The organism is Methylobacterium oryzae, assembly GCF_036441375.1.
Taxonomy (GTDB): Bacteria; Pseudomonadota; Alphaproteobacteria; order Rhizobiales; family Beijerinckiaceae; genus Methylobacterium; species Methylobacterium oryzae_A.
Map to the genome: position 1 here is coordinate 1,669,532 of NZ_MLCA01000001.1, position 19,831 is coordinate 1,689,362.

General features: G+C 67.7%; 18 protein-coding genes, 2 tRNA genes and 2 pseudogenes. 12 read left to right on the top strand and 10 right to left on the bottom strand.

Annotation, left to right across the window (positions count from 1 at the left end; translation table 11 throughout):
- Positions 1 to 55: 55 nt before the first annotated feature.
- Positions 56 to 433, bottom strand: a pseudogene (locus tag MOTC310_RS07925) (HoxN/HupN/NixA family nickel/cobalt transporter); the annotation flags it as partial.
- A gap of 271 nt (positions 434 to 704) precedes the next feature.
- Here MOTC310_RS07925 and MOTC310_RS07930 point away from each other — a divergent pair.
- A complete protein-coding gene (locus MOTC310_RS07930) occupies positions 705 to 1,175 on the top strand; it encodes a hypothetical protein (RefSeq protein WP_331301393.1) in 471 nt (156 codons plus the stop codon).
- Between the two features lie 33 nt (positions 1,176 to 1,208).
- Positions 1,209 to 1,281 (top strand) — tRNA-Gly (locus tag MOTC310_RS07935).
- A 48-nt stretch (positions 1,282 to 1,329) separates the two neighbouring features.
- On the opposite strand, the gene MOTC310_RS07940 is transcribed toward MOTC310_RS07935, so the two are convergent.
- Positions 1,330 to 1,581, bottom strand: coding sequence for a helix-turn-helix domain-containing protein (locus tag MOTC310_RS07940; protein ID WP_287081510.1), 252 nt, complete (start codon positions 1,579 to 1,581; stop codon positions 1,330 to 1,332).
- An 83-nt stretch (positions 1,582 to 1,664) separates the two neighbouring features.
- Between MOTC310_RS07940 and MOTC310_RS07945 the strand changes: the two genes are divergently transcribed.
- Entirely contained in the window at positions 1,665 to 2,672 is a 1,008-nt protein-coding gene (locus MOTC310_RS07945; RefSeq protein WP_331301394.1) for an IS1595 family transposase, read from the top strand.
- Here MOTC310_RS07945 and MOTC310_RS07950 read toward each other — a convergent pair.
- Positions 2,669 to 3,175 (bottom strand): hypothetical protein, encoded by a 507-nt coding sequence (locus MOTC310_RS07950; protein WP_331301395.1) that lies wholly within the window; start codon positions 3,173 to 3,175, stop codon positions 2,669 to 2,671. The two genes, MOTC310_RS07945 and MOTC310_RS07950, sit on opposite strands and share 4 nt — an antisense overlap.
- On the opposite strand from MOTC310_RS07950, the gene MOTC310_RS07955 reads away from it, so the two are divergent.
- Positions 3,169 to 3,765, top strand: coding sequence for a hypothetical protein (locus MOTC310_RS07955; protein WP_331301396.1), 597 nt, complete (start codon positions 3,169 to 3,171; stop codon positions 3,763 to 3,765). The genes MOTC310_RS07950 and MOTC310_RS07955 overlap by 7 nt on opposite strands.
- Positions 3,766 to 3,800: 35 nt before the next feature.
- On the opposite strand, the gene MOTC310_RS07960 is transcribed toward MOTC310_RS07955, so the two are convergent.
- Positions 3,801 to 4,808 carry an IS1595 family transposase gene (locus MOTC310_RS07960; protein ID WP_331301397.1) on the bottom strand — a complete coding sequence of 336 codons (1,008 nt, stop codon included), beginning with the start codon at positions 4,806 to 4,808 and terminating at the stop codon, positions 3,801 to 3,803.
- Between the two features lie 98 nt (positions 4,809 to 4,906).
- Here MOTC310_RS07960 and MOTC310_RS07965 point away from each other — a divergent pair, with 98 nt between their 5' ends.
- A complete protein-coding gene (locus tag MOTC310_RS07965) occupies positions 4,907 to 5,143 on the top strand; it encodes a helix-turn-helix domain-containing protein (RefSeq protein ID WP_331301398.1) in 237 nt (78 codons plus the stop codon).
- A gap of 49 nt (positions 5,144 to 5,192) precedes the next feature.
- Here MOTC310_RS07965 and MOTC310_RS07970 read toward each other — a convergent pair.
- From MOTC310_RS07970 to MOTC310_RS07995, 6 genes and pseudogenes are all read right to left on the bottom strand, one after another.
- Positions 5,193 to 5,265 (bottom strand) — tRNA-Gly (locus MOTC310_RS07970).
- Between the two features lie 33 nt (positions 5,266 to 5,298).
- A complete protein-coding gene (locus MOTC310_RS07975) occupies positions 5,299 to 5,769 on the bottom strand; it encodes a hypothetical protein (RefSeq protein ID WP_331301399.1) in 471 nt (156 codons plus the stop codon).
- 307 nt (positions 5,770 to 6,076) lie between these two features.
- Positions 6,077 to 7,315, bottom strand: coding sequence for a Fic family protein (locus MOTC310_RS07980; RefSeq protein WP_331301400.1), 1,239 nt, complete (start codon positions 7,313 to 7,315; stop codon positions 6,077 to 6,079).
- A gap of 206 nt (positions 7,316 to 7,521) precedes the next feature.
- Positions 7,522 to 7,641: pseudogene (locus tag MOTC310_RS07985) on the bottom strand (arsenate reductase); the annotation flags it as partial.
- A 111-nt stretch (positions 7,642 to 7,752) separates the two neighbouring features.
- Positions 7,753 to 9,432 carry a hypothetical protein gene (locus tag MOTC310_RS07990; RefSeq protein ID WP_331301401.1) on the bottom strand — a complete coding sequence of 560 codons (1,680 nt, stop codon included), beginning with the start codon at positions 9,430 to 9,432 and terminating at the stop codon, positions 7,753 to 7,755.
- An 878-nt stretch (positions 9,433 to 10,310) separates the two neighbouring features.
- Positions 10,311 to 12,386, bottom strand: a complete 2,076-nt coding sequence (locus tag MOTC310_RS07995) for an AAA family ATPase (protein ID WP_331301402.1) — start codon at positions 12,384 to 12,386, stop codon at positions 10,311 to 10,313.
- Positions 12,387 to 12,590: 204 nt separating this feature from the next.
- Here MOTC310_RS07995 and MOTC310_RS08000 point away from each other — a divergent pair, with 204 nt between their 5' ends.
- The 7 genes from MOTC310_RS08000 (at position 12,591) to MOTC310_RS08030 (ending at position 19,806) form a co-directional block, all read left to right on the top strand.
- Entirely contained in the window at positions 12,591 to 13,841 is a 1,251-nt protein-coding gene (locus MOTC310_RS08000) for a hypothetical protein (RefSeq protein ID WP_331301403.1), read from the top strand.
- Positions 13,842 to 14,303: 462 nt separating this feature from the next.
- On the top strand, positions 14,304 to 15,104 hold the full coding sequence (locus MOTC310_RS08005) for a hypothetical protein (protein ID WP_331301404.1): 801 nt from the start codon (positions 14,304 to 14,306) through the stop codon (positions 15,102 to 15,104).
- 216 nt (positions 15,105 to 15,320) lie between these two features.
- The gene (locus MOTC310_RS08010; RefSeq protein WP_331301405.1) at positions 15,321 to 15,506 is read left to right on the top strand and encodes a type II toxin-antitoxin system Phd/YefM family antitoxin; all 186 of its coding nucleotides are present in this window, start codon (positions 15,321 to 15,323) and stop codon (positions 15,504 to 15,506) included.
- A gap of 491 nt (positions 15,507 to 15,997) precedes the next feature.
- Entirely contained in the window at positions 15,998 to 16,273 is a 276-nt protein-coding gene (locus tag MOTC310_RS08015; protein ID WP_331301406.1) for a hypothetical protein, read from the top strand.
- 155 nt (positions 16,274 to 16,428) lie between these two features.
- Entirely contained in the window at positions 16,429 to 18,486 is a 2,058-nt protein-coding gene (locus MOTC310_RS08020) for an AAA family ATPase (RefSeq protein ID WP_331301407.1), read from the top strand.
- Positions 18,479 to 18,709 carry a hypothetical protein gene (locus MOTC310_RS08025; RefSeq protein WP_331301408.1) on the top strand — a complete coding sequence of 77 codons (231 nt, stop codon included), beginning with the start codon at positions 18,479 to 18,481 and terminating at the stop codon, positions 18,707 to 18,709. Before MOTC310_RS08020 ends, MOTC310_RS08025 begins: the two co-directional genes overlap by 8 nt.
- 560 nt (positions 18,710 to 19,269) lie before the next feature.
- Complete coding sequence (locus MOTC310_RS08030) at positions 19,270 to 19,806, top strand: hypothetical protein (protein ID WP_331301409.1); 537 nt, start codon at positions 19,270 to 19,272, stop codon at positions 19,804 to 19,806.
- Positions 19,807 to 19,831 lie beyond the last annotated feature (25 nt).

The following is a 19,831-nucleotide window of genomic DNA, read 5'->3' on the forward strand; positions in this document are numbered from 1 at the left end:
GTCGAGATGGGGCTTCCCATGATGGGAAGGTCAAGGGTCGTGAAAGCGGGATTCCTCAGGCCGGGACGAGCTCGGTCCACATAGCGGCATGGTCCGGATGGCTGTGTCGAATGCCCTCCCAGCCGAGCCAGCCCGTGTAGAGGCCAACCAGCACGATCAAGGCGGCCGACGCGTAGGGGGCCTGCCGGGCGAACGCACTGAAGCCGGACCAGCGGGTCGCCACGTGCCGAACGCTGAGCGCCGCGATGACGCCGGCTGAGACCATCGTGAGCGCCAAGCCGACGCTGAAACAGACGACCAGTGCGAAGCCAAGGCTGAACTGCTTGAGTTGGATGCACAGAAGCAGGACGGTGATGGCGGCCGGGCATGGGATCAGGCCACCAATCAGGCCGAACAGGACGATCTGGCCGGTCGTCGCCTGCCTGCCCGAGAAGATGTCCCCCTTCCGGCGGACCGCACTCGCGCGGTATTAGGTAGCAAACGCATATAGACGTCCGTGCAAGGTCGGACCGAGGTCCGGTATCATGCCGGGATGCAAAACCGCGGTATTAGGTAGCAAACGCATATAAGAATCCGGCCTCCTAAAACCGGAGTCTTTACCCCGTCAGCGACGGCAGAACCGGAAGTTCGGAACTTTCTGGAATTCCGGCGATCGACATCCCGCCCAGGGTCTGCTACGGCCGTTTCCGGAAGGAGTTTCGGAAATGGCCGGAAGCCTGGACGACGAGCTGAAACGGGCGAGCGAGGAGGTCGAGGCGGTCGCCTCCGGCCTTCAGGCGTCTATCCGGAAGGTGCACGTGGATGCCGCCGACGCCATCGTGCGGCTCATCGATGAGGCCGACGCCCGAAAGTCGGCGCTGTTGGTCAGGATCTCGTACCTGAAGGCATTGGTCGGAACGGAACCCACTCCGGTGCCGGTCGAGGCCGTTCACGAGCCTAAGAAGCCGGGACTGTCTGCGACCGAGGCGATCCTCACAGCGCTGCTGGACGGTCCGAAGTCAGCAAACGCGCTCGACACGGCGGTGATGGCGCAGGGCCTGAGCAAGGCGTCCGCTGAGAAGGCCAAGTGGACATGCCGGCACAATGGCTGGGCCAGCCACTCGAAGCGTATCTGGAAGATTACTCCCGCAGGGAGTGACAAGATCCTGGGGCAAGACAGCACCCAGGAAACGTGAATGGCGTCGCCTTGCGGCGACGCCATTCATCATGCGGACGTAGTGTAGTGGTACCACGAAAGCCCTGCCCAGGCCTTAAACACGGGTTCGATTCCCGTCGTCCGCTCCCAAGACCGAACCCGCTGCCCCACTGATTCAGAGGGGCAGCGGGTTGTCAAGAACGCCGGCGGACCACGCCAAGGGGTTTGTCGTCCTCGTCGAAGGTCAAATCGAGCCCGGCTTCACCGAATGCCTCTGCTAAGGCTCTGGCGTTGTTGGCGATTGGCGTGCGGCGCCCTTTCTCGAAATCGCGGACTGTGGACAACGAGACGCCGGCCTTCGCGGCGAGCTCTTCCTGCTTCCAATCCAGCCAAGCCCTCGCGGCTCGGCATTGCTCAGGGGATATGACCATGGCTGTGGAAGACAACTTTCAGGATCAACGCCAACGCCTATCGTTGACATTCATGATGTCCGATTCCACATCTGACGCCAACGGTGGGCGTTGGCAGAATGCACGCGGCGGGCAGGTCGGGCAAGGGGCGGGGGCAGCACTTCCTGCTGTCCGCCGCCGCGCGCCGTCTTTCTGTCGCGCAAGTCGCCCGACTGGATGACGACGAGGCGTATCGCCTGTTCTGCGGCATCCGCTGGTGCGCGACCGAGGGCGAGCCCGTGTGCCCGCACTGCGGGTGCGTCGCCGTCTACAGGCACGCGAAGCGCCGGATCTTCACCTGTAAGTCGTGTGTGCGCCAATTCAGCGTCACGTCGGGGACCATGTTCCACGGGCGCAAGATGCCGATCCGTGATCTCCTTGTCGCCATCGCGATCTTTACGAACGGCGCGAAGGGGCACTCGGCACTACATCTAGCCCGCGACCTAAGCTGCCAATACAAGACGGCATTCGTTCTCGCGCACAAGCTTCGCGAAGCTTTAGGGTCCGAGACGAAGACCCGTGAGGCCATGGGCACCATCGAGATCGACGGTGCCTACTTTGGTGGTTACGTGAAGCCGGCCAACTGGCGTGAGAACCGAGTAGACCGTCGCCTGGCCAAGAACCAGAACGGCAAGCGGCGGGTCGTCATCGTCATGCGCGAGCGGGGCGGCCGGACTCTGCCGTTCGTGGTCCGGCACGAGGTGCAGTCGGTGGAGACACTTGAGAAGCGCATCCGGCCAGGCAGCACGGTGCATGCAGACGAGGCCCGGTCGTGGGACGCGCTGTACTACGCCGGCATCGACGTGAAGCGGATCAACCATCAGGAGGCGTATAGCGACGGTGAGGCGTGCACGAATGGCGCCGAGTCGTTCTTCTCGCGCATCCGTCGCGCCGAGATCGGCATGCACCACCACATCGCCGGACCGTACCTCAACGACTACGCGCACGAGATGGCGTGGCGTGAGGACGCCAGGCGGATCGACAATGGCACCCAGTTCCTGCTGGTGGGCTTGGCAGCCCTTATCCATCCGCCCTCTACACGCTGGAAGGGATATTGGCAGCGCGCCAAGAGGATCGCGCCGAGTTAATTCTCGGCCATGCCAGACGGGGGCATCTGTGTCGGGTCGACAACTTCGCCTCGACCCAGACGTCGTGACCAAAGCAAATTGCCCGATGCGTCGGTCGATGAGCGTACCCGACCTTCCTCGCGATGTGCCCTGAGTGACTTCGATACCCGGCGCGTCACTTCGGAGATGAGCCGGCGGTCGCGCACGTCGTCGCCCCGCAGCGCGAGGATGCCCTGGGCTAGCTCGCGCGACGTCATGGGACCGTCTGCGTCCCGAAGTTCTCGCATTAAGCTGCGGGAGAGCTCGCCCTGGCCGAACAATACCTGCCGCTTCTGGCGGGGCATCGCGTCGTCAAGGTTTCCGGTATGGCCGAGGACGGCCAGCGTCCGGTCCAGCGCACCGAGGTCATTCCGGATCTCGGCCAGCCGGTCGCGAATGCGTTCCGCCTCGCTGAAGAGTTCGGCCCGCTTCCGGATCAAGCCCGAAATCGTGGTGGTCGCCGGCTCAGGCTTCTGGTTTGTCATCCTATCAGGATGCCGGAAGCGGGCCGGATGAGGAACGGACGTTTATATGCGTTTGCTACCTAATACCGCAAAACCGGACACTCTCATCCTCCGACCATACCGTATCCGGACTGATCCGGAAGCGTGCGGAGCTCTTCGGCGAAGCGGAGCGCATCCGGGACCGCCTGGCCGAAATCCGGAACGACATCGGGGCGCTGGACCGGACGCTAACCGTCCTAGGCCATACCGGAAATCTCGACGAGGCGATGCCCCGCCAGAAGCGGCAGGTCCTGTTCGGACAAGGCGAACTCACGCGGAACCTTCTGCGTGAGTTGCGGGACGCCGATGGCCCCCTGACGTCTCGTGAGCTGGCCCAGAGCATCCTGGCGCTGCGCGGCGACGACGTCCGCGACCGCCGGCTCATCTCGGAGGTGACCCGTCGGGTGTCCAAGGCGCTAAGGTCGCACCGTGAGGAAGGAAGAGTCCGGTCTGCCACGGACGCGTCCGGGAACCTGCTCTGGTCGAGACGTCTCGGACGAGGAGAAGTGGTTGCGCCGATGCTGCCGAACCACGGTGAGGGCTTGGCCACGACCGACCCCGACGCCATTTGAACGGAGGCTCGTTTTACGGCTCCAAATCCGCCTACTCAGGCGGCCTCTTTCCGCTTGGCGCGCTGCCAGTAGCCCTTCCATCGCTTCGATGGCGGGTGGATCAGCGCTGCCAGACCGATCAGCAGGAACTGCTGGCCGTTGTCGATCCGCCTGGCATCCTCGCGCCAAGCCATCTCGTGGGCGTAGTCCGCGAGGTACGGGCCGGCGATGTGGTGATGCATGCCGATCTCGGCACGGCGGATGCGCGAGAAGAACGACTCGGCTTGGTTCGTGCACGCGTCGCCGTCACTGTAGGCTTCCTGGTGGTTGATGCGCATCAGGCCGAGGCCGGCATAGGTGAGCGCATCCCAGGACCGCGCCTCGTCGGCATGGACGGTGCTGCCCGGCTTGATCCGATCCTGCAGGGTCGGGATCGAGTCCACCTCGTGCCTGACGACGAAGGGCAGCGTGCGGCCACCGCGCTCGCGCATGATGACGACGACCCGGCGCTTGCCGTTCTGGTTCTTCGTGAAGCGCCGGTCGACCCGATCCACCTTCCAGTTGGCCGGCTTCACGTATCCTCCAAAATACGCACCGTCGATTTCGACCTCTCCCATGGCATGGCGTGTCTCCGTCTCGGCGCCCAGGGCCTCCCGGAGCTTGTGGGCGAGCACGAATGCCGTCTTGTACTGGCAGCATAGGTCACGGGCGAGATGCAGGGCCGAATGGCCCTTGGCACCGTTGGTGAAGATCGCGATGGCCACAAGCAAATCACGGATCGGCATCTTCCTACCGTGGAACATCGTACCGGAGGTGACGCTGAACTGCTTCAGGCATGCCTTGCACGTGAAGATCCTGCGCTTGGCATGCTTGTAGACGGCGATGCACCCGCAGTGCGGACACACAGGGTCGCCTTCGGTTGCGCACCAACGGATGCCACAGAAGAGGCGATAGGCTTCTTCGTCATCCAGCCTGGCGACTTGGGCCACGGACAGGCGACGAGCGGCGGCGGACAGCAGGAAGTGCTGCCCCTCCCCCTTGCCCCCCTTGCCAGTCGCATGCATGATCCCAACGCCCACCGTTGGCGTCAGATGTGGAGTCGGACATCTGGAATGTCAACGCTAGGCGTTGGCGTTGATCCTGAAAGTTGTCCTCAATAGCCATGGTCATATCCCCTGAGCAGTGCCGCGCCGCTAGGGCATGGCTGGATTGGAAGCAGGAAGAGCTCGCCGCGAAGGCCGGCGTCTCGTTGTCCACAGTTCGAGACTTCGAGAAGGGGCGCCGTACGCCAATCGCCAACAATGCCAGAGCTTTAGCTGAAGCCTTGGGCGAGGCCGGGCTCGATCTCACGTTCGACGAGGACGACAAACCGCTCGGGGTGACCCGCCGTCGTTCTTGACAACCCGCTGCCCCTCTGAATCTGTGGGGGCAGCGGGTTCGAGCTCGGGAGCGGGCGACGGGAATCGAACCCGTGAATAGGCGTGGGCAGCGCACTACGTTTTACCACTAAACTACGCCCGCATAATGAATGGCGTCGCCGCGAGGCGGCGCCATTCATGTTTCCTGGGTGCTGTCTTGCCCCAGGATCTTGTCTCTCCCTTGGGGAGTGATTGTCCAAATCCTCTTGGCGTGCGTGGCCCAACCCTTGGTCCGACACACCCACTTCGCCTTCTCCGCAGATGCCTTGCGGAGCCCCTGATCCATCACGGCTTTGTCCAGCGCGTTCGAGGACATGGGCCCTTCGAGCAGGGCGGTGAGAATGACGTCGGTCGCTGAAAGACCCGACTGCCGCGGCTCGGGGTTGGCGTCCATCGACTCGGCCGGGGGACTGTCTGCGACCAGAGCCTGCAAGTGGGAGATCCTGACCAGCAGCGAGGCCTTCCTGGCATCGGCATCGTCGACTAGCCGCACGACTGCCTGGGCGGCATCGACCTGCACCTTCTGAATAGCGGCCCGCAGGCCGGAGGCTATTTCCTCGACCTCGTCGTTCGCCCGTTTCAGCTCGTCGCCCAGGCTTCCGGTCATTTCCGAAATCTCCTTCCGGAAACGGCCGTAGCAGACCCTAAACAGCGTGTCGATCGCGAAAATTCCGGAAAACTCAGATCTTCCGGTTCGCAGGGGGTTTCGGGCCCGGCGCGATCCGGTTTTGGCCAGCGGATTCCTATATGCGTTTGCTACCTAATACCGCACTCGCGCGCGAGTTGCCGCGCCGGATCGGTCAGGTCGCCGGGACGAACGCCGAGGCTGACCGACCGCGTGCGGACCGGCGTCGCGGTTGATCGGCTTGGAACGAACGGGACGCGTCTTCGCGGCTTGCCGGCTACGGGCAACCTCAGCGCGTGAAGCCGAAGGACCCTGCCTCTTCGGCCGGCTCCGCTTCATCGTCCTGCGCGGGAAGTGCGGGAGGATGCCCGAAGGGCCTGTTCACGATGGTGAGCACCTCCGCCGCGGCGAAGATGCGGTTGCGGGCGTAGCCCGTGCGCTCGGAGAGGATGCCCGCTTCGACGAGTTGCTCGACCGCTTGGTTCGCCTGCGCGACGGTGACGTCGAGCAGGCCGGCCAGGCGCTTCACCGTGAGGACCGGGTGGTCGGTGATCAGGTCGAGCGCGCGCGTCGAGGCCGCGCCCTTCCGGAACCTGCGGCGGCCGGTCCAATCCTCGCGCAACGTGGCGAGGGCCGCGCGCGTGACCAGCAACTCGTCCACCGTGGCGACCACCGCATCGGAGACGAAGCCGACGATGGCCTCCCATTCGAGCCGCTGCTGCGCGCCCTTCAGGGCCGCGTAATAGTGGTCCTTGTGCGCGTCGATGTAGGGCGAGAGGTACAGGGGCACTTGCCCCTCCGCTGCCATCATCAGCGGCAGCAGCAGGCGCCCGACGCGACCGTTGCCGTCCCTGAACGGGTGCACCGCCTCGAAGTGCGCGTGCGCCACAGCCATGCGGACCACGAGGTTCTGCGTCATGGACTGCATGCCCTCGTTCCGCAGGTAGTCGATGGTTTCGAGAAGGCAGGGGAGGACCTGGGCGGGGGGCGGGGGATTCCAGGTGGAGTAGGCGATGTGGCCCTTGCCGCCGATCCAGACCACGCTGTCGCGAAGCTCGCCGGGCACGTCCTTGTAGTCCGTGTCCGACCTCATCACCTCCGCGTGCAGGCGCCGGACCAGGTCGAGGTCGAAGACCCCGTAGCCACGCTCCATCGCATCCGGCAGCACCCGGTCCAGGAGTTGCGCGTAGTCGCGGACCTGCCGCACCTCGGACCGCCCGTCCTCGTCGGCGTCCTCGACGGCGAGGAGCTCGTCGAGCGTGCTGTTGGTCCCCTCGATGGAGGACGAGCTCACCGCCTCCTGGCGCTTGAGGATGCGGCTGATCAGGTAGGGGTCTGCCATCTCCCGGGCGATGGCCTGCACCTTCCCGAGGGCGGCGCTGGCCGCGACCAGGCGGTCCAGCGTCCCGTCGAGCGACACGTGGTTCTCGGGCGGGGGAAGCGGCACCACGCCGTAGTGGCTGTCGTGCGGGGCCGGGAGGCGAACCAGGCGCTGCCGTACGGCGTGGGTCAGGCGATCCCGGTTCACAAAAGCCATCCTATGGCGACGCCATGGCCTCCATATTATGGGTTTTTGAAAATAACCACAACAACGGTCGCCTGTCAGCGCCATGATGTGGGTTTTGCCGGTCGGAGCCGCCGGAGGGGCGACCGCGCTTCCGGACGACCCGGCGACCGGCTCGGACGGCAAGGTCACGCCTGCCGGGACGCCGGCTCCAAGGACGGCTTCCGAAGCGTCTTCGGGTACTCGACGACGTGCGGCTCGATGCCGGCGTTGCGGATCATCGCCAGGGCGTGTCGGGAGGTGCCGCACTCCGGGTTGTGGTGGATCACGATGTCGAACGGCTCAGGCAGCGGTCACGCCCCCACCCCGAGCAGGTCGCGTATCCGGCCAGGGAGACGCCCGGGCCGGCCGGTCGCAGCGCAACTTCGGGGTAGCGAGAAACTTTGGTTGACGGGTGTCCGTCAGCCAAGGCCCCGCGTCGCGCCCAGGCCATCGCCGCGGGGGCGGTAGCACCTCCCCCGCTTCGACGGTCCGCAGCGGGCGGCCGCATAGAGGCTCGACGCCCCCACCGGATGCGGCCGACGGGCCCGAACGCCCGATTTGCGTAGTTCCCGGTGCAACTCCTTCCAGCCCGTGACGTGCTCCGCCCGCACGGCGAGGCGCCTGACGCGCTCCGCGTGGCTCGGGCGGCTTGCGGCCCCGGTCCCTTCCTTCCGCGGACCCGCGCGCCTCTCGGGCGCGGGCGGCAGGGCGTGAAGCCTGCCCGGGACGTAGCCTCCGTCATATGCCGGAAGTAGCTGTGTCTCCTCGTCAGCCTCCCGCGCCAGGCCGCGGCGCGCCATCTCGGCGGCCGCCGCGCAGGCATCGGGGAGGTCGTGACAAACGTTGCCGATGGTGGTCGAGTACCCCGCCCACACCTCGATGACCCTGATCCCACACAGCGCCGCACGGCGCATCAGCGCGATCAGGAACCGCTGCCGCGCCCAGCGCGACAGCAGGTGGTTCAGGGCCTTGCCGCCGCTACCGCCGCGCAGGCCCTTGAGCCGCTCCACCACGATCAGCCCACAGCGGCGCTTGCGCGCCAAGCCGATGACGGCATCCGCCGCCTTGGCCATCGCCTCGGCGGTTTCGCCGGCACCGGCGTCGCGGTCGAGGTTGGGCTGGACCAGCAGGTGGTCTACGACCTTGCCCGGCAGGTCATGGCACGGCTTGCCGTCGCGCATGGCGACGTCGAGGACCGTGGCGCCGATGGCGTTCGGGTTGCGGTCGATGCCGAGCGCCCGGTCCAGGACGAAGGCGGTCGGCGCCATCCGCTCGGGATGGTCCGCGACGGCGAGCGGGTCGAACGTGACGTGGACGCTGTCGTCGTCGACCTGCACGGTCACGTTCAGCACGCCCAGGCTGGCGAGCCACGCCACGCGGGCGAGAAGCCGGCCCTGCTTTCCGCGCTGGCGGACGAGCGGGATAAGCCGCGTCTCGCCGGATATGGTCAGGCGCAGTGCCGTGACCACGACCGTCGGCGCGAGGCTGTCGACGACGCTTGCGCCCTTCGGCGCGGCGGAGCGAAGCCAGCGCCCGATGCCTTCGTAAGCCTGGCCCTTCTTCGACTCGCGCTGGCGCTTCTTGGGCAGCGGGTCGACGGGCAGCGCCCTGGCGGCGACCTCGTTGCCCCCGGCATCTGTGAGGACTAGCCGCGCGGTGCGGTTGCCGCGGTACAGGCGGTCGCCGTAGCTAAGGTACGGCAGGAGCCGGTTGCGGGCCATCTCGTCGTGGCCGATCAAGCCCTTGGTCCGCCGCCGCATCTCTTTCTTGGAGCCGAACACGGCGCCGCCGTCCGGCGTCTGCCGGCGGGCGGCAATGCCGCGGCGGACGGCGCAGTTCACCGACCAGGAATCACCCTTGACCGGCGGTACAAGCGCGAGGACGGCATGGCGTACGTCCTTCTCGGGCACGGCGTCGTAGGCGACGACCGGCTGCCCGGTGGACAGCTTGGTGACGGTACGGGTCGCGGCGCGGACGTAGGCGAGGCGGGTCTGGCTGGACTGCTCGCGGCGGTGCGGGTCGAGCCAAGCGACCATCTCCTCCGGCATGCGGTGCCGGACGGATACCGTCTGCTGGATCTTGTCCCGTTTGCCGCCCACGAACGCTCCGTGTGTTCCGCAAACGTTCTAGTTCGGCGTCATGCCCCAGGCAATGGACGGGCGACGCGAAAAACGTGTCTATCAACCAAAGCTTCTCGATACCCCAACTTCGCTCCCAGGCATCGAGATATGGACCAAGGGCGAGGGTGCTGCGTTCCGGCCAGAGGTTCAGCGCCGCAAGGTCCGCGGCCGCCCCGGGTCCCGCCTCGAATTCCGGGACGAGGCGGGCCACGAGCGGGCCGACGGCCTCCCTGTGCAGCCCGAGGAGAGGTTCCAGGGTGGCGATGTGGTCGACGAGCCAGAGAGCCGGGTCTGAGGCGAAGGCCGTCGCGGACTCGACGGATTCGTGATCCCGGACGGTGGAGCGGGCATAGCTTTCAAGCGACGGCGCATAGCTTACCCAATGCGGGTACGGCGCCACGACCGCCCACCGGCGCGCCATCGCGAGCATCCCGGCCAGCCCGAAGGCCTCGACGAGGGCTTCCTCAAGCCAGTGACTGGGTGGCAGCGTGTTCGCCCGCCCTCCCCAGTTGTTGGCGACCACGTGCCCGAGCTCATGGCCGAACTGGTATGCGAGCCTCGCCCAGTAGGGACCGTCGACGCACAGGATCACGGGGGCCGCGTGTCCCGCAAGAACGAGGGACGGGCATTGCGGGTTCGGGCGCTCGGGAATGCCGATGACCGCGATGGCCCGGGGCGCGTCCGGCTCCCGCGCCTCGACGCCGGCGAGGCAGCAGTCCCGCACCGACCTGAGCACGGCCAGCACGTCCTGGGACAGGGCCTCGCCCCAGGCGCCGGAAACCGAGATCCCGACCCTGTCGTACGGATGCGTCACCGGGCCGACGGGCGTGTGCACGGGCGAACTCACCATCGCGGGGTCAGGCGGCGGCGGCGGACGCCGCGGTCGCCATCCTCTTCACGATCAGCGAGAACAGCCGCTGGAAGCGGGCCTTGGTCGCGGCGTCGACCAACTCGGCGGGCCGCGAGGCCATCTCCGTCATGAACAGGCGGGCCGGCCGCCCCTTGTCGAAGTCGAGGCCCTTCTCCCGGAACGCGAGCTCGAAGCGCTTCACGATCCTGGGCACATTGTCGTTCAGCTTCAGCGTGACCTTGGCAAGCTCCTTCGCGTAAGCGCGGCGTGCGAGGTCCTCGTAGACCTTGGGATCGAGCAGGTCCTCGATATCCGCCTCCGGCGGTTCCGGGTCGAACGCCTCGGTCACGGAGAAGGTCGACTTCTGGGGCAGCAGCTTCCCGCGGACGAGTTCCTGCTGCGCGTCGCGGCCGGCCTTGTCGCCGTCGAGCAGGGCGAACACGTTCAGGCGCTGCCCGGTCAGCAGGGCCGCCATGTAGGCCATCTTGCCGGCGCCCCCGACCGGCGTCAGGGCCAGGTCGTTCGGCAGCGTCCCCTTCGTGCCGGCCTGCCTCATCCATCCGTTGACCGCCGACAGGATCCAGAAGTCCGTCACACCCTCCACGAGCAGGTTGTTGGGCCCGACGAACAGCGACTGGGCGAGCGTCCAGCCCAGGGCTGCCTGCAGGGGGAACAGCGTGCGCTCGTCGCCGGTCGGGCTGTCGCTGACGGTCGTCCCCTCGTCCTGGGAGATGTTCACCGTCCGGGCCGAGGCCACGTCGTCGGGCGGAATCATGAAAGGCGAGTGGGTGCTATAGACGACCTGGTTCGCGAAATCGTTCTTGAGGTGCCGCAGCAGGTCGCCCTGCGACATGGCGTGGAGGAACAGCCCTGGCTCGTCGAGCAGCAGGATCGCGCCGTCGGCGTCGCCGCCCTGGGTGTCGGCTGTGAACGTCACGTAGAACGCGAAGAACCACCGCAGGCCGCGGCTGCGCTCGTCGAGGTTCACCTCCACGTCGTACGACGTGTTCGGGTCTGACACGAGCGTGTCGAGGTGGTTGCCGTCGAGGTTGAACCGGACCTTGAGCGACCGGTCCTTCCACCGCTCTCGCAGCTTGTTCGAGATCACGGCGCCCGCCCGGTTCAGGAGCTGCGAGCGCTCCTCGTGTCCGCCGGCCCCGAGCTTGTACAGCCGCTCGGGGTCGAAACCGGCGACCTTCGCCATCTTGAGGAAGTTGAGCTCGCTCTCGTTGTGGTCGTCGCGCAACTTCCCCGGATGGCTGGGGTCGTGATCCTCGTCGTAGAGGAGCTCCTCGATGTCCTGGTGCCCGGACAACTCCGGGAACTCGGCCACGTAGATGAACTTCGGAATGCGCCCTACGATGTACTGCCGCGCCTTGGCAGCGGCGGCCTCGTAGCCCGAGACGGCCGCGCCGGCCGCCTCGGTGGCCGCGAGCAGATCGTCGACGGCGTCGGGGGGCGCCTTGCCAGCCGCGCCAAGGGCCACCCGCACGTCGTCGGAATTCACGAGGAGCCTCGTGCACCAAGCCGCGTCCGGCGTCGGCGACGGGCTGGCGAGCTCCAGCTTCGCGATGGCCGCCTCGAACCCCGTGCGGGCCTCGTCGTCCTCGATGCCCTTCGGCAGCGCCCTCAGCAGAGGCATAAGCTTGCGCATGCGCTTGGCGTGCTCATCCACGTCGAAGGTCGGCCTGAACACGTCAAAGCCGATGAAGTAGCGCCCCTCGTAGCTCCTGGAGACGTCCGCACGGGCGACACGCGCGAACACCGGCGAGAGCGCCGCGAGTTCGCGCCGCTCAGCCTCCTCCAGGACCCAGCTCGTCTGGAGGAACTCGAAGGTCGGATTCCACTCGCCCGCGTGTCGGTCACGCGGGAAATCCTTGATCATCTTCAGCTTCTTGACGCCGCCGGGCGGCTTGAGCGTCGCGAGCGCGAGCAGCAGGTTCGACTTGCCGCTCTCGTTGCGCCCGACCAGCGCCGTGACGCTGCGGTCCCGCCCCTTCTCGTCCTTCGAGAACGCCAGGGTGACCTCTCCGCTATCCCGAATGGAGCGGAAGTCGCGGACGCGAAACGAAAGGAGCTTCAAGACCTGTCCCCCCGAACCAGTACGGCCAGGCTTACCAAGTCGAAACGTACTGCCTTTGTTCCCGATTTCAGGGCGACATGCACGGCGAATTCGGTCTGTCAGGGCGTCGAAGACACGGCGTCACCGAGCCCCGGGGTGTTCAGATCGGCCGCTGTGCCTTGCCAGGCTTGCGCGCACCATGACCCCGAACAGGGGACTGGCCAGATGCACAAGTACGCCGAAACCGAGATCTGGGTGCCCTACAGCGCCCGCATCCGGCTTCCCGGCCGCCGCGGGACCGTCAAGGCTGTCCGCTTCGCCGCCGAGACGTTCGCCATCCGACGCGTCCCTGCGCCCGACGCGCCGGTCGCCCTGGAGGCGAGCTTCGGCCCGGGTGCCGACGGCTCCCTCCGCTGGCGCGACTTCGAGGGATCCTATTGGCGTCCGGTCGTCACCGACGGGCCGACCGCCGCGCAGCCCCGCGGGTCGAGCGGATGGAACGTCAGGCCGGACGAGCGGCGCGCCATCGTCGATTGGGCGGACTACCCTTTCCCGGGCTGGCGCCCGATCAACGGGCGCTCGCCGCACGACCCCGTCATCGGCGTGGTTGTCGACCACGACCGCGAAGCGCGGGTGCGGGTGGCGCATGACATCGCCGCCGGTCTCGTCATGGTCGGAGGCGTCCTGCACAAGCGGGCGCCCCTGCCTGCATGGCGGATCAACGACCTGAAGGATGCAAAGCCCGGCACGCCCAGGCTCAGCCTCGTCCTCCCGGACCTGCTGCCCGCGTCCGGGGCGTTGGTCCCTTCGGATGCCTGGTTCGCACGCCTTGAAACGGTTTGCACCGTAGGCCTCGGCCTCCATCCGGTGGCCGACTTCGACGGGGCCGCCCGCCTCGCGTCCTTCATCCAGGTCGGCTCGCCCGGAAGGCCGAACCTGACAGCCCCGTCGACCGGGGTCGAGGTCAGGGAACCCCTGCGTGGATGCACCGCCACCTCCCTCGGCATGCTGCGCCTTCACCAGGCGGTCTGGGAAAGCTTGCGTCCCCATGACCCCTGGGACCTTGGCGAGGACGTCGCCGTCGCGGCCGACGCCGCCGCGGATGCCGCCATCGCGCTGGAGGCCGGGATCGCACGGGCGTCGGTCAATCCCCACTGGGCCGTGACGGGGCTGGACCCCGACAGGCCCACCGCGGAGGCCAGCCGGCGCTTCCAGGCCCTGGACGACGCTTGCGGACCGCCGCCGGCAATGGGCGACGCGACGCTCGGGCCGCAGATCCGCATCCTCCGGAATGCGCTCCAACGCCTTTGCGGACTCGCGGAAGAAAACCTGGAGCCGGACGATGTCGATACCAGGTTGCTCTATGCCGCCGATGCCTTGGCCATGACGAGCGAGACCGGCTGGAAGCGCCAGTTCGACGCCTACCATCGGACGTTTCCCGATGCCGGCCTGGGGGGAACCGCGCCAACGATGTGAGGCAGGGGCGGCCGGCGGTTTCTCTTGCCAGACGTCGGCATCGGGCACCGGGAAAGGCTGGATGATAGGCCGGGCGAAGCACGAAATGATAAGATCGATGAAGCGCCATCGGATAAGTTCGGTAGCGCGCTCTCGTCGGGGGACACCTCTCGCGGCCCCGGGACCGCGAGGGCGCCGATTTCGGCCTCGACCGTCCGGCTCTGCATAGGCCGGCGATACCGGTCACGGCGGGACCGCTCGTCGTCGGTACATTCGGCGAGATAGACGTCCATCGCCCCGCCGCGCTCGGTCACGCCTTCCGTGAGCGCGGCCGGGCTCTCGTTCCCGCCTGCAAGCGGCATCCGCAGCGTTTCCGCGTCGAGGTCGAGCCGACGCGCCACCCGTCATCCGGTTTCGCGCCACCGCTGCCCGGCCTGAAAGTATGTATTTTACGCCTTCATGTTTCCGTGCTAAAAGGTCCTCATGGCAGGCTTCGACAGTACCGACGGCCGTCTGCGCGGGCTCATGTTCGAGGACGGGAACCGCATCAGGTTCGTTCAGCCCGTCGACGACGCGGGCCGGACCTGGTGGCTTGAACGGTTCTACGACACCCATGGATTGACACCGGAGGACATGGGGGATGCCATCACGCGCAGCGTGGTCACCAAGAAGTCCATCCGGTACGACTTCATCGACGGGGTCGGGAAGGCGTTCTCGCTCCGGGTCGAGGGGCGCTTCGCGGACGCCGGCGAGATCTGGTTCGTCGAGCGGACGCTGAACCTGTCCGGCTCCGTGTTCAACGCCGACGAGATGTTCATCCCGGAAGGCGACGCCGGCGAGGGCCGGGGCCGCAAGTTGATGGCCGATCTCGTCGGGACATGTAAGCTTGTCGGCGTCTCCAGCATCAAGCTGGATGCGCGCCGCATCGGTCGCTACGCGTGGCTCCGGATTGGCTTCAGGCCCGACCTCGGCTCCTGGAAGGACCTGCGGCGGACCCTGCTCGCAGGGATCTACTCCTTCGAAGATAGTTTGGGCGCGGGGGTGGTCGGGGAGCTCGCGAGGCGCATCGCGAACGGACGCGAAGACACGGCGAACTTCCTGGCCGCGCTGGAAAACCCCGTTCCCAGCCCGTCGCTGTTCGACGCCGACGGCAGGCCCCGGAAGGTCCCGCTTGGGAAGGCCCTGTTCCTGGATTTCGGCGGGGATTGGTCGGGCGAGTACATCGTCGGCGACCCCGACACGGACCGCATCACGAAGCTTTACCTGGGAGGCGAAAGTGGCTGAGGCGGGGTCAGGGAAGGCGATGTATCCCAGGCATGGGTGGGGCGCCCTGGCCTCGGACCCGTGGCGCCAGGTCGGTGCCTCCGGTCCGGAGTACCGCGAGATTATGCGCCGGATCTGGCTGAGGCAGGGCGGGTCGCGCGAGATCCTGGACCAGTTGATCCCGCCCGAACCGACGGTCGCACAGGGCCGTCGACGGTGAAGGCCGACGACGACCGCATGCGGCGGTTCACCTCGCGCGACCTCCAGCGTCGCCTTGGCGAGGTGCAGGAAGCCGCGCTCCGGGAAGCGGTCCTCATCACCTTCCACGGTCGCGACCGCCTCGTGGTCATGGCGGCCGACGCCTATGCGGAACTCACGGCGCGCACCGCCCGGGCACCCAGGGACACGACACCGAAGGACTAACGCCGGGCACCGGCCCGAGGCGCGTGACGTACCACGGTCACAGGCAGCCCTCGCGTCGTCCCGTGCCGCTTCCGCTTGGGCATGCCCGGCATGGCTAGCCCCCTCGGCCGACAACCTCCCGGAAAGCGTAACGGGTACGCGTAGCGCTACGGGTTACGCGTACCCCGCCGAGTCGCACGGGCACCCTCCCGGAAGCCTGGCCGGGGCCATCCCCGGGATCCACCGGGAATCCGTCACCAATGGCCCAGGGATTTTACCGAGCTGGTTGATCGGACGCCCGGCGTTGTTATGTTCGCCAAGAGTTCTCGCGGTGACCCCAAGAACTCCCGCCCCGCGCGGCCCCGAAACCTCGCTCGTCAAGCGGCCATGACCTTCGCCCGTCATCTCATACGGCATTCAGGCAACCGCGACTTCACGCGTTCCCTGACCCGCACCACCGAGGCCTGACCGGCGGCTCGAACGAGCCCGGCTGCCTCGGACCGGAGGCCGCCATGATCCCCGACCCCACACACGCGACACCGTCCGACAACCTGCTCGGACTCCTGTTCTCGCGCATTTTCCACCTCAGGACCGAGCTCGGCGAGCACGCCTACGAGCGCAGCCTGCGCGCCCTGCTCGTCGCGCTCGGCGCCTCCGCGCTGACCGAGGCGGAACGGCTCGCCCGCGCCTACGAGGACCGCACCGGCCGCAGGCCGACGGACCTCCACGCCACGCCCTGGACCCGCCGCACGACGGGCGAGCCTCTCGACCAAAGCATCGAGCCCTAGCCGCACGTCCTGCCAGGAGAGCCCCATGCACCTGCGCCTCATACCGCGCCCGGCCGACCGGAAACCGGTCGCCCGCATCCCTACCCCGTCCCGAAATCCCAGCGAGGCCTGACCGGCGCCCGAGTGCGCGCGGCTGCCTCGATACGGAGGCAGCCGTGAAGAACCCCTCGAAGACCACCCGCAAGTCGACCGCCAAGATGAGCGCCGACACCCCGCAGCAGACCCTCAGGTCCATCGCCCCCGCATCCGCGCCGGAGCCCGGGTCGCTCGAAGACTTCCTCGGGCAAGGGACCGACCCCCGCGAGGAAATGGCTACCGCCAGCGTGAGGTTGATCCTCGCCGTCGCGATGGTCCAGGACGCGGTGCCCCGGCGCCACCTCGACCGCATCGCCTCTCATAGCGGCACCGCGATGGTGGTCGCCGTCCCCGGCCCCGAATACGTCGACCCCGTCTCCCAGGCCCTCAACCGCGTGGCGCGTTGGGGCGTCACCTATCGGCGCACCGGCGCGAGCAAGCTCACCGACAAGGCGACCAACTTGTCGGACGAGGCCTCCCAGGTCCTCTCCGCCGGGCAGAACGCCCTCGGAGTCTCCCAAGCCCCGGACCAGTACCTGCCGGCCTCCCTCGTCGCCGTCGCGGACATCCGGGTCGAACTCCGCCCGCCCAGTCCCCGGGCCCTGCGCAGCGCCATCTTCCTCACGACCGGCCGGCGCCCGCACCGCGTGCCGCACGACGTCGCGCGCGGCCTCTCGTTCGACGAGATCGCCGCCTGCATCCGGCGCGGCAGCCGACCCGGGGACTGCGTGCGCCGCCTCGCCGCCGCCTCCCGGTCAAGGCTGCGCGGAGACACCCTGCTCGCTGACGTGCCGCCGCTCTCCGAGACCCACGGCTACGGCGAGGCGGCCGCGTGGGGCCTGCGCCTGGCGGACGCGATCTCGGAGTGGCGTCGGAACGAGAGGGAATGGCAAAGCATCCCTGAGCGATCTTTTGTAATTTCAGGTCCGCCGGGATGCGGAAAGTCTACCTACGCCAGGAGTCTTGCAGCCACGCTCAAGATGCCCATCGTGGCGACCTCGGTGTCCGCATGGTTCTCGTCCGGCGGATACTTGGACCAAGTGATCAAGGCCATCGACGCCACCATCGCCCAGGCCGTTGCCATGAGCCCCTGCGTGCTGTTCATCGACGAGATCGACGCAATTCCTAATAGGAATACTATCTCAGGCAGGAACGCGCACGCCGAATACTGGATCACCTTGGTGTCGCACGTGCTCACCCGCCTGGACTCAGCGGTTTCCGGCGACACTTCATCGCTCATCGTCGTCGGCGCGACGAACTTTGCCGAGCGGCTCGACGATGCCTTGACGCGGCCTGGGCGCCTCAACCGCGTCCTGCACATCCCGCCGCTGGACGCGGCGTCCATCTCCGGCATCCTCAAGCAGCATCTCGGGGACGATGCGCCCGATGCCGACCTGATGCCGCTCGCCATGGTCGGGCTCGGGGCCACCGGCGCCGAGGTCGCCTCCTGGGCCAAGGGTGCCCGCGAGAGGGCCTGGGCGGAGCGCCGGCCGGTGGAACTCGCCGACATCGTCGCGCAGGTCGCCCCGCCGGAGACCCGTTCCCCGGCCATGCTCAAGGCCATCGCAACCCACGAGGCGGCGCACAGCGTTGCGGTGACCCGGCTCGGGGCGGGGACCGTCGAGAGCGTGTCCATCGTCGGGCGCGGACGCTTCTCGGGGCGGACGAACTCGCGGCTGAAGTCGGCGGAGTCCCTCACGGCGGGCGAGATGGACGCTTTTATTGTCTCCATCCTCGCCGGTAGGGCCGCCGACGTCCGCTGGGGCCATGCCACTTCCGGTGCGGCCGGCGCGCCCGGCAGCGACCTCGCCATCGCGACCGGCCTTGTCGCGAGCAAGCACGGCAGCTTCGGGCTCGGCGAGACACTGACGTACAGGGGCGCGCCTTCGGACGTGTCGGCGCTGATCGACCGTGACCCCGCCTTCAAGGACGTGGTCGAGGCCGACCTCCAGAACCTGTTCGAGGTCGCGTCCGTCTTCGTTGCCGAGAATGCTTCACGCATCGAGGCCGTGGCCCTGCGCCTGCTCCGGTCCCGCATCCTGTCCGGGGCAGAGGTGCGCGCCATCCTCGGGGAGCCGGAGCCCACGGCCATGCCGGAGGACGCCCGCCTCGTCGCGGTGGGAGGCGCCCATGGATGAGCGCCGCCTCGACGCCGGTGTGGCCGAGGTCGTGACCGGCCTCCTCCACCTGCGCAGGACCCTGGACCCGGCGACCTACCTCGATCTCCTCGGCGCGATCATGGTCGAGATCGAGGAGGGCATGGAGGTCGCCCTGGAGCGGCGGCACCAGCGCAAGGCGGAGGGGAATGTCGTCCCCTTCCCGCCGGCTGGCCCTGCGCTCCCCCGTGAGGGCCGGGACTGAGAAGCGCCCATGAACCGGCCGTCTCGTACTTCACTCAAATTCTACGCAATTGGATGTATTTCTTTGTGTTTACGGTGGCGTTAACCATCCTATACAGCACCGCGAAGCACAGCAAAAACAACGATGGATCCCGCGCTCTAGCTCGGATACACAATAGGCATGCCCTGCATAACGCAACACCAGGCCGCCTTCGAGCAGGCCCATCGTCGGATAGCCCCGATAGCCTGAGGTCGTTGCGGACCTGCGGCCGGGCGACCCGGCCGACGATAGCCTCCATCGATGCGGCCCCTTCGGCCACGCAGCCGGTCACCGACCGGACGAGGAGGACACCATGCCGGCGCACATACCATCCCCCTGACGCCGGCCCGCCCCTGGCGAGCCTGCCCGAAGCCATCCGTCCCCGGCGCACCCGAGTCGCGGACGGCTCCCCCCTCACGCCGTGGAACCGACCCCCATGCCTGTCCTGCGCCCCATACGCACCCCGGCCGCCATACCGGCCCCCGAAGCCCTCCTCTCCGCTCGCCTGCCGGCGACGGGTCCGCCCACCGATGGAGCCCACCGTGACGAACGAACCCCGACCTGACCCCTTCGCCGCCCGTCCCCTCAAGACCCCGACCGCCACCGTACTCGAAGCGCTCGTCGCCGCCTCCGCCAAGCGGGCCCTGCGCGACTATCGTGCCGCCCCGCCCGCCGATGCCAGCTCATGGGTGAGGCGCACGGAGGGCCGCACCGAGTGTGCGGGCATCCTCCACCCGGCCGCGGCCAAGCCGGTCGTCATGCTCACCTGCCGCGTCGGGGAAGAGCCCTGGCGCCTCGGCTTCCGCCTGGGCGAGGTCCGGCTCGACGTGTCGACGGGCACATACGACCTCGACGAGGCCCGTGCGGTGCGCGCGACCATCGAGGCCGAGGTCGCCGAAGGCCGTATCGAGCCCTGCTCGGCGGCCAGGCCCGAGACTGCCGCCGCGGTCCTCACCCTCCTGGACATCCTCGGCCCGCCCTTCGAGCGGCAGCGGCGTGACCCGCAACCCCCGGGGTGCACCTTCGACTTCGACGTCGCGGACCCGGGCATGGACGACCCGCACGTCCGGGACGGCTGAAGCCGTCACCTTCACCCAACGCTCC

What these genes read in the sequence shown, in the direction of transcription:
- MOTC310_RS08015 (WP_331301406.1), top strand. Translation starts at nt 15,998, where the DNA reads ATGATCCCCGACCCCACACACGCGACACCGTCCGACAACCTGCTCGGA.
- MOTC310_RS08000 (WP_331301403.1), top strand. Translation starts at nt 12,591, where the DNA reads ATGCACAAGTACGCCGAAACCGAGATCTGGGTGCCCTACAGCGCCCGC.
- MOTC310_RS08010 (WP_331301405.1), top strand. Translation starts at nt 15,321, where the DNA reads ATGCGGCGGTTCACCTCGCGCGACCTCCAGCGTCGCCTTGGCGAGGTG.
- MOTC310_RS07965 (WP_331301398.1), top strand. Translation starts at nt 4,907, where the DNA reads ATGGTCATATCCCCTGAGCAGTGCCGCGCCGCTAGGGCATGGCTGGAT.
- MOTC310_RS07975 (WP_331301399.1), bottom strand. Translation starts at nt 5,769, where the DNA reads ATGACCGGAAGCCTGGGCGACGAGCTGAAACGGGCGAACGACGAGGTC.
- MOTC310_RS07930 (WP_331301393.1), top strand. Translation starts at nt 705, where the DNA reads ATGGCCGGAAGCCTGGACGACGAGCTGAAACGGGCGAGCGAGGAGGTC.
- MOTC310_RS07960 (WP_331301397.1), bottom strand. Translation starts at nt 4,808, where the DNA reads ATGCATGCGACTGGCAAGGGGGGCAAGGGGGAGGGGCAGCACTTCCTG.
- MOTC310_RS07945 (WP_331301394.1), top strand. Translation starts at nt 1,665, where the DNA reads ATGCACGCGGCGGGCAGGTCGGGCAAGGGGCGGGGGCAGCACTTCCTG.
- MOTC310_RS07950 (WP_331301395.1), bottom strand. Translation starts at nt 3,175, where the DNA reads ATGACAAACCAGAAGCCTGAGCCGGCGACCACCACGATTTCGGGCTTG.
- MOTC310_RS08005 (WP_331301404.1), top strand. Translation starts at nt 14,304, where the DNA reads ATGGCAGGCTTCGACAGTACCGACGGCCGTCTGCGCGGGCTCATGTTC.
- MOTC310_RS08025 (WP_331301408.1), top strand. Translation starts at nt 18,479, where the DNA reads ATGGATGAGCGCCGCCTCGACGCCGGTGTGGCCGAGGTCGTGACCGGC.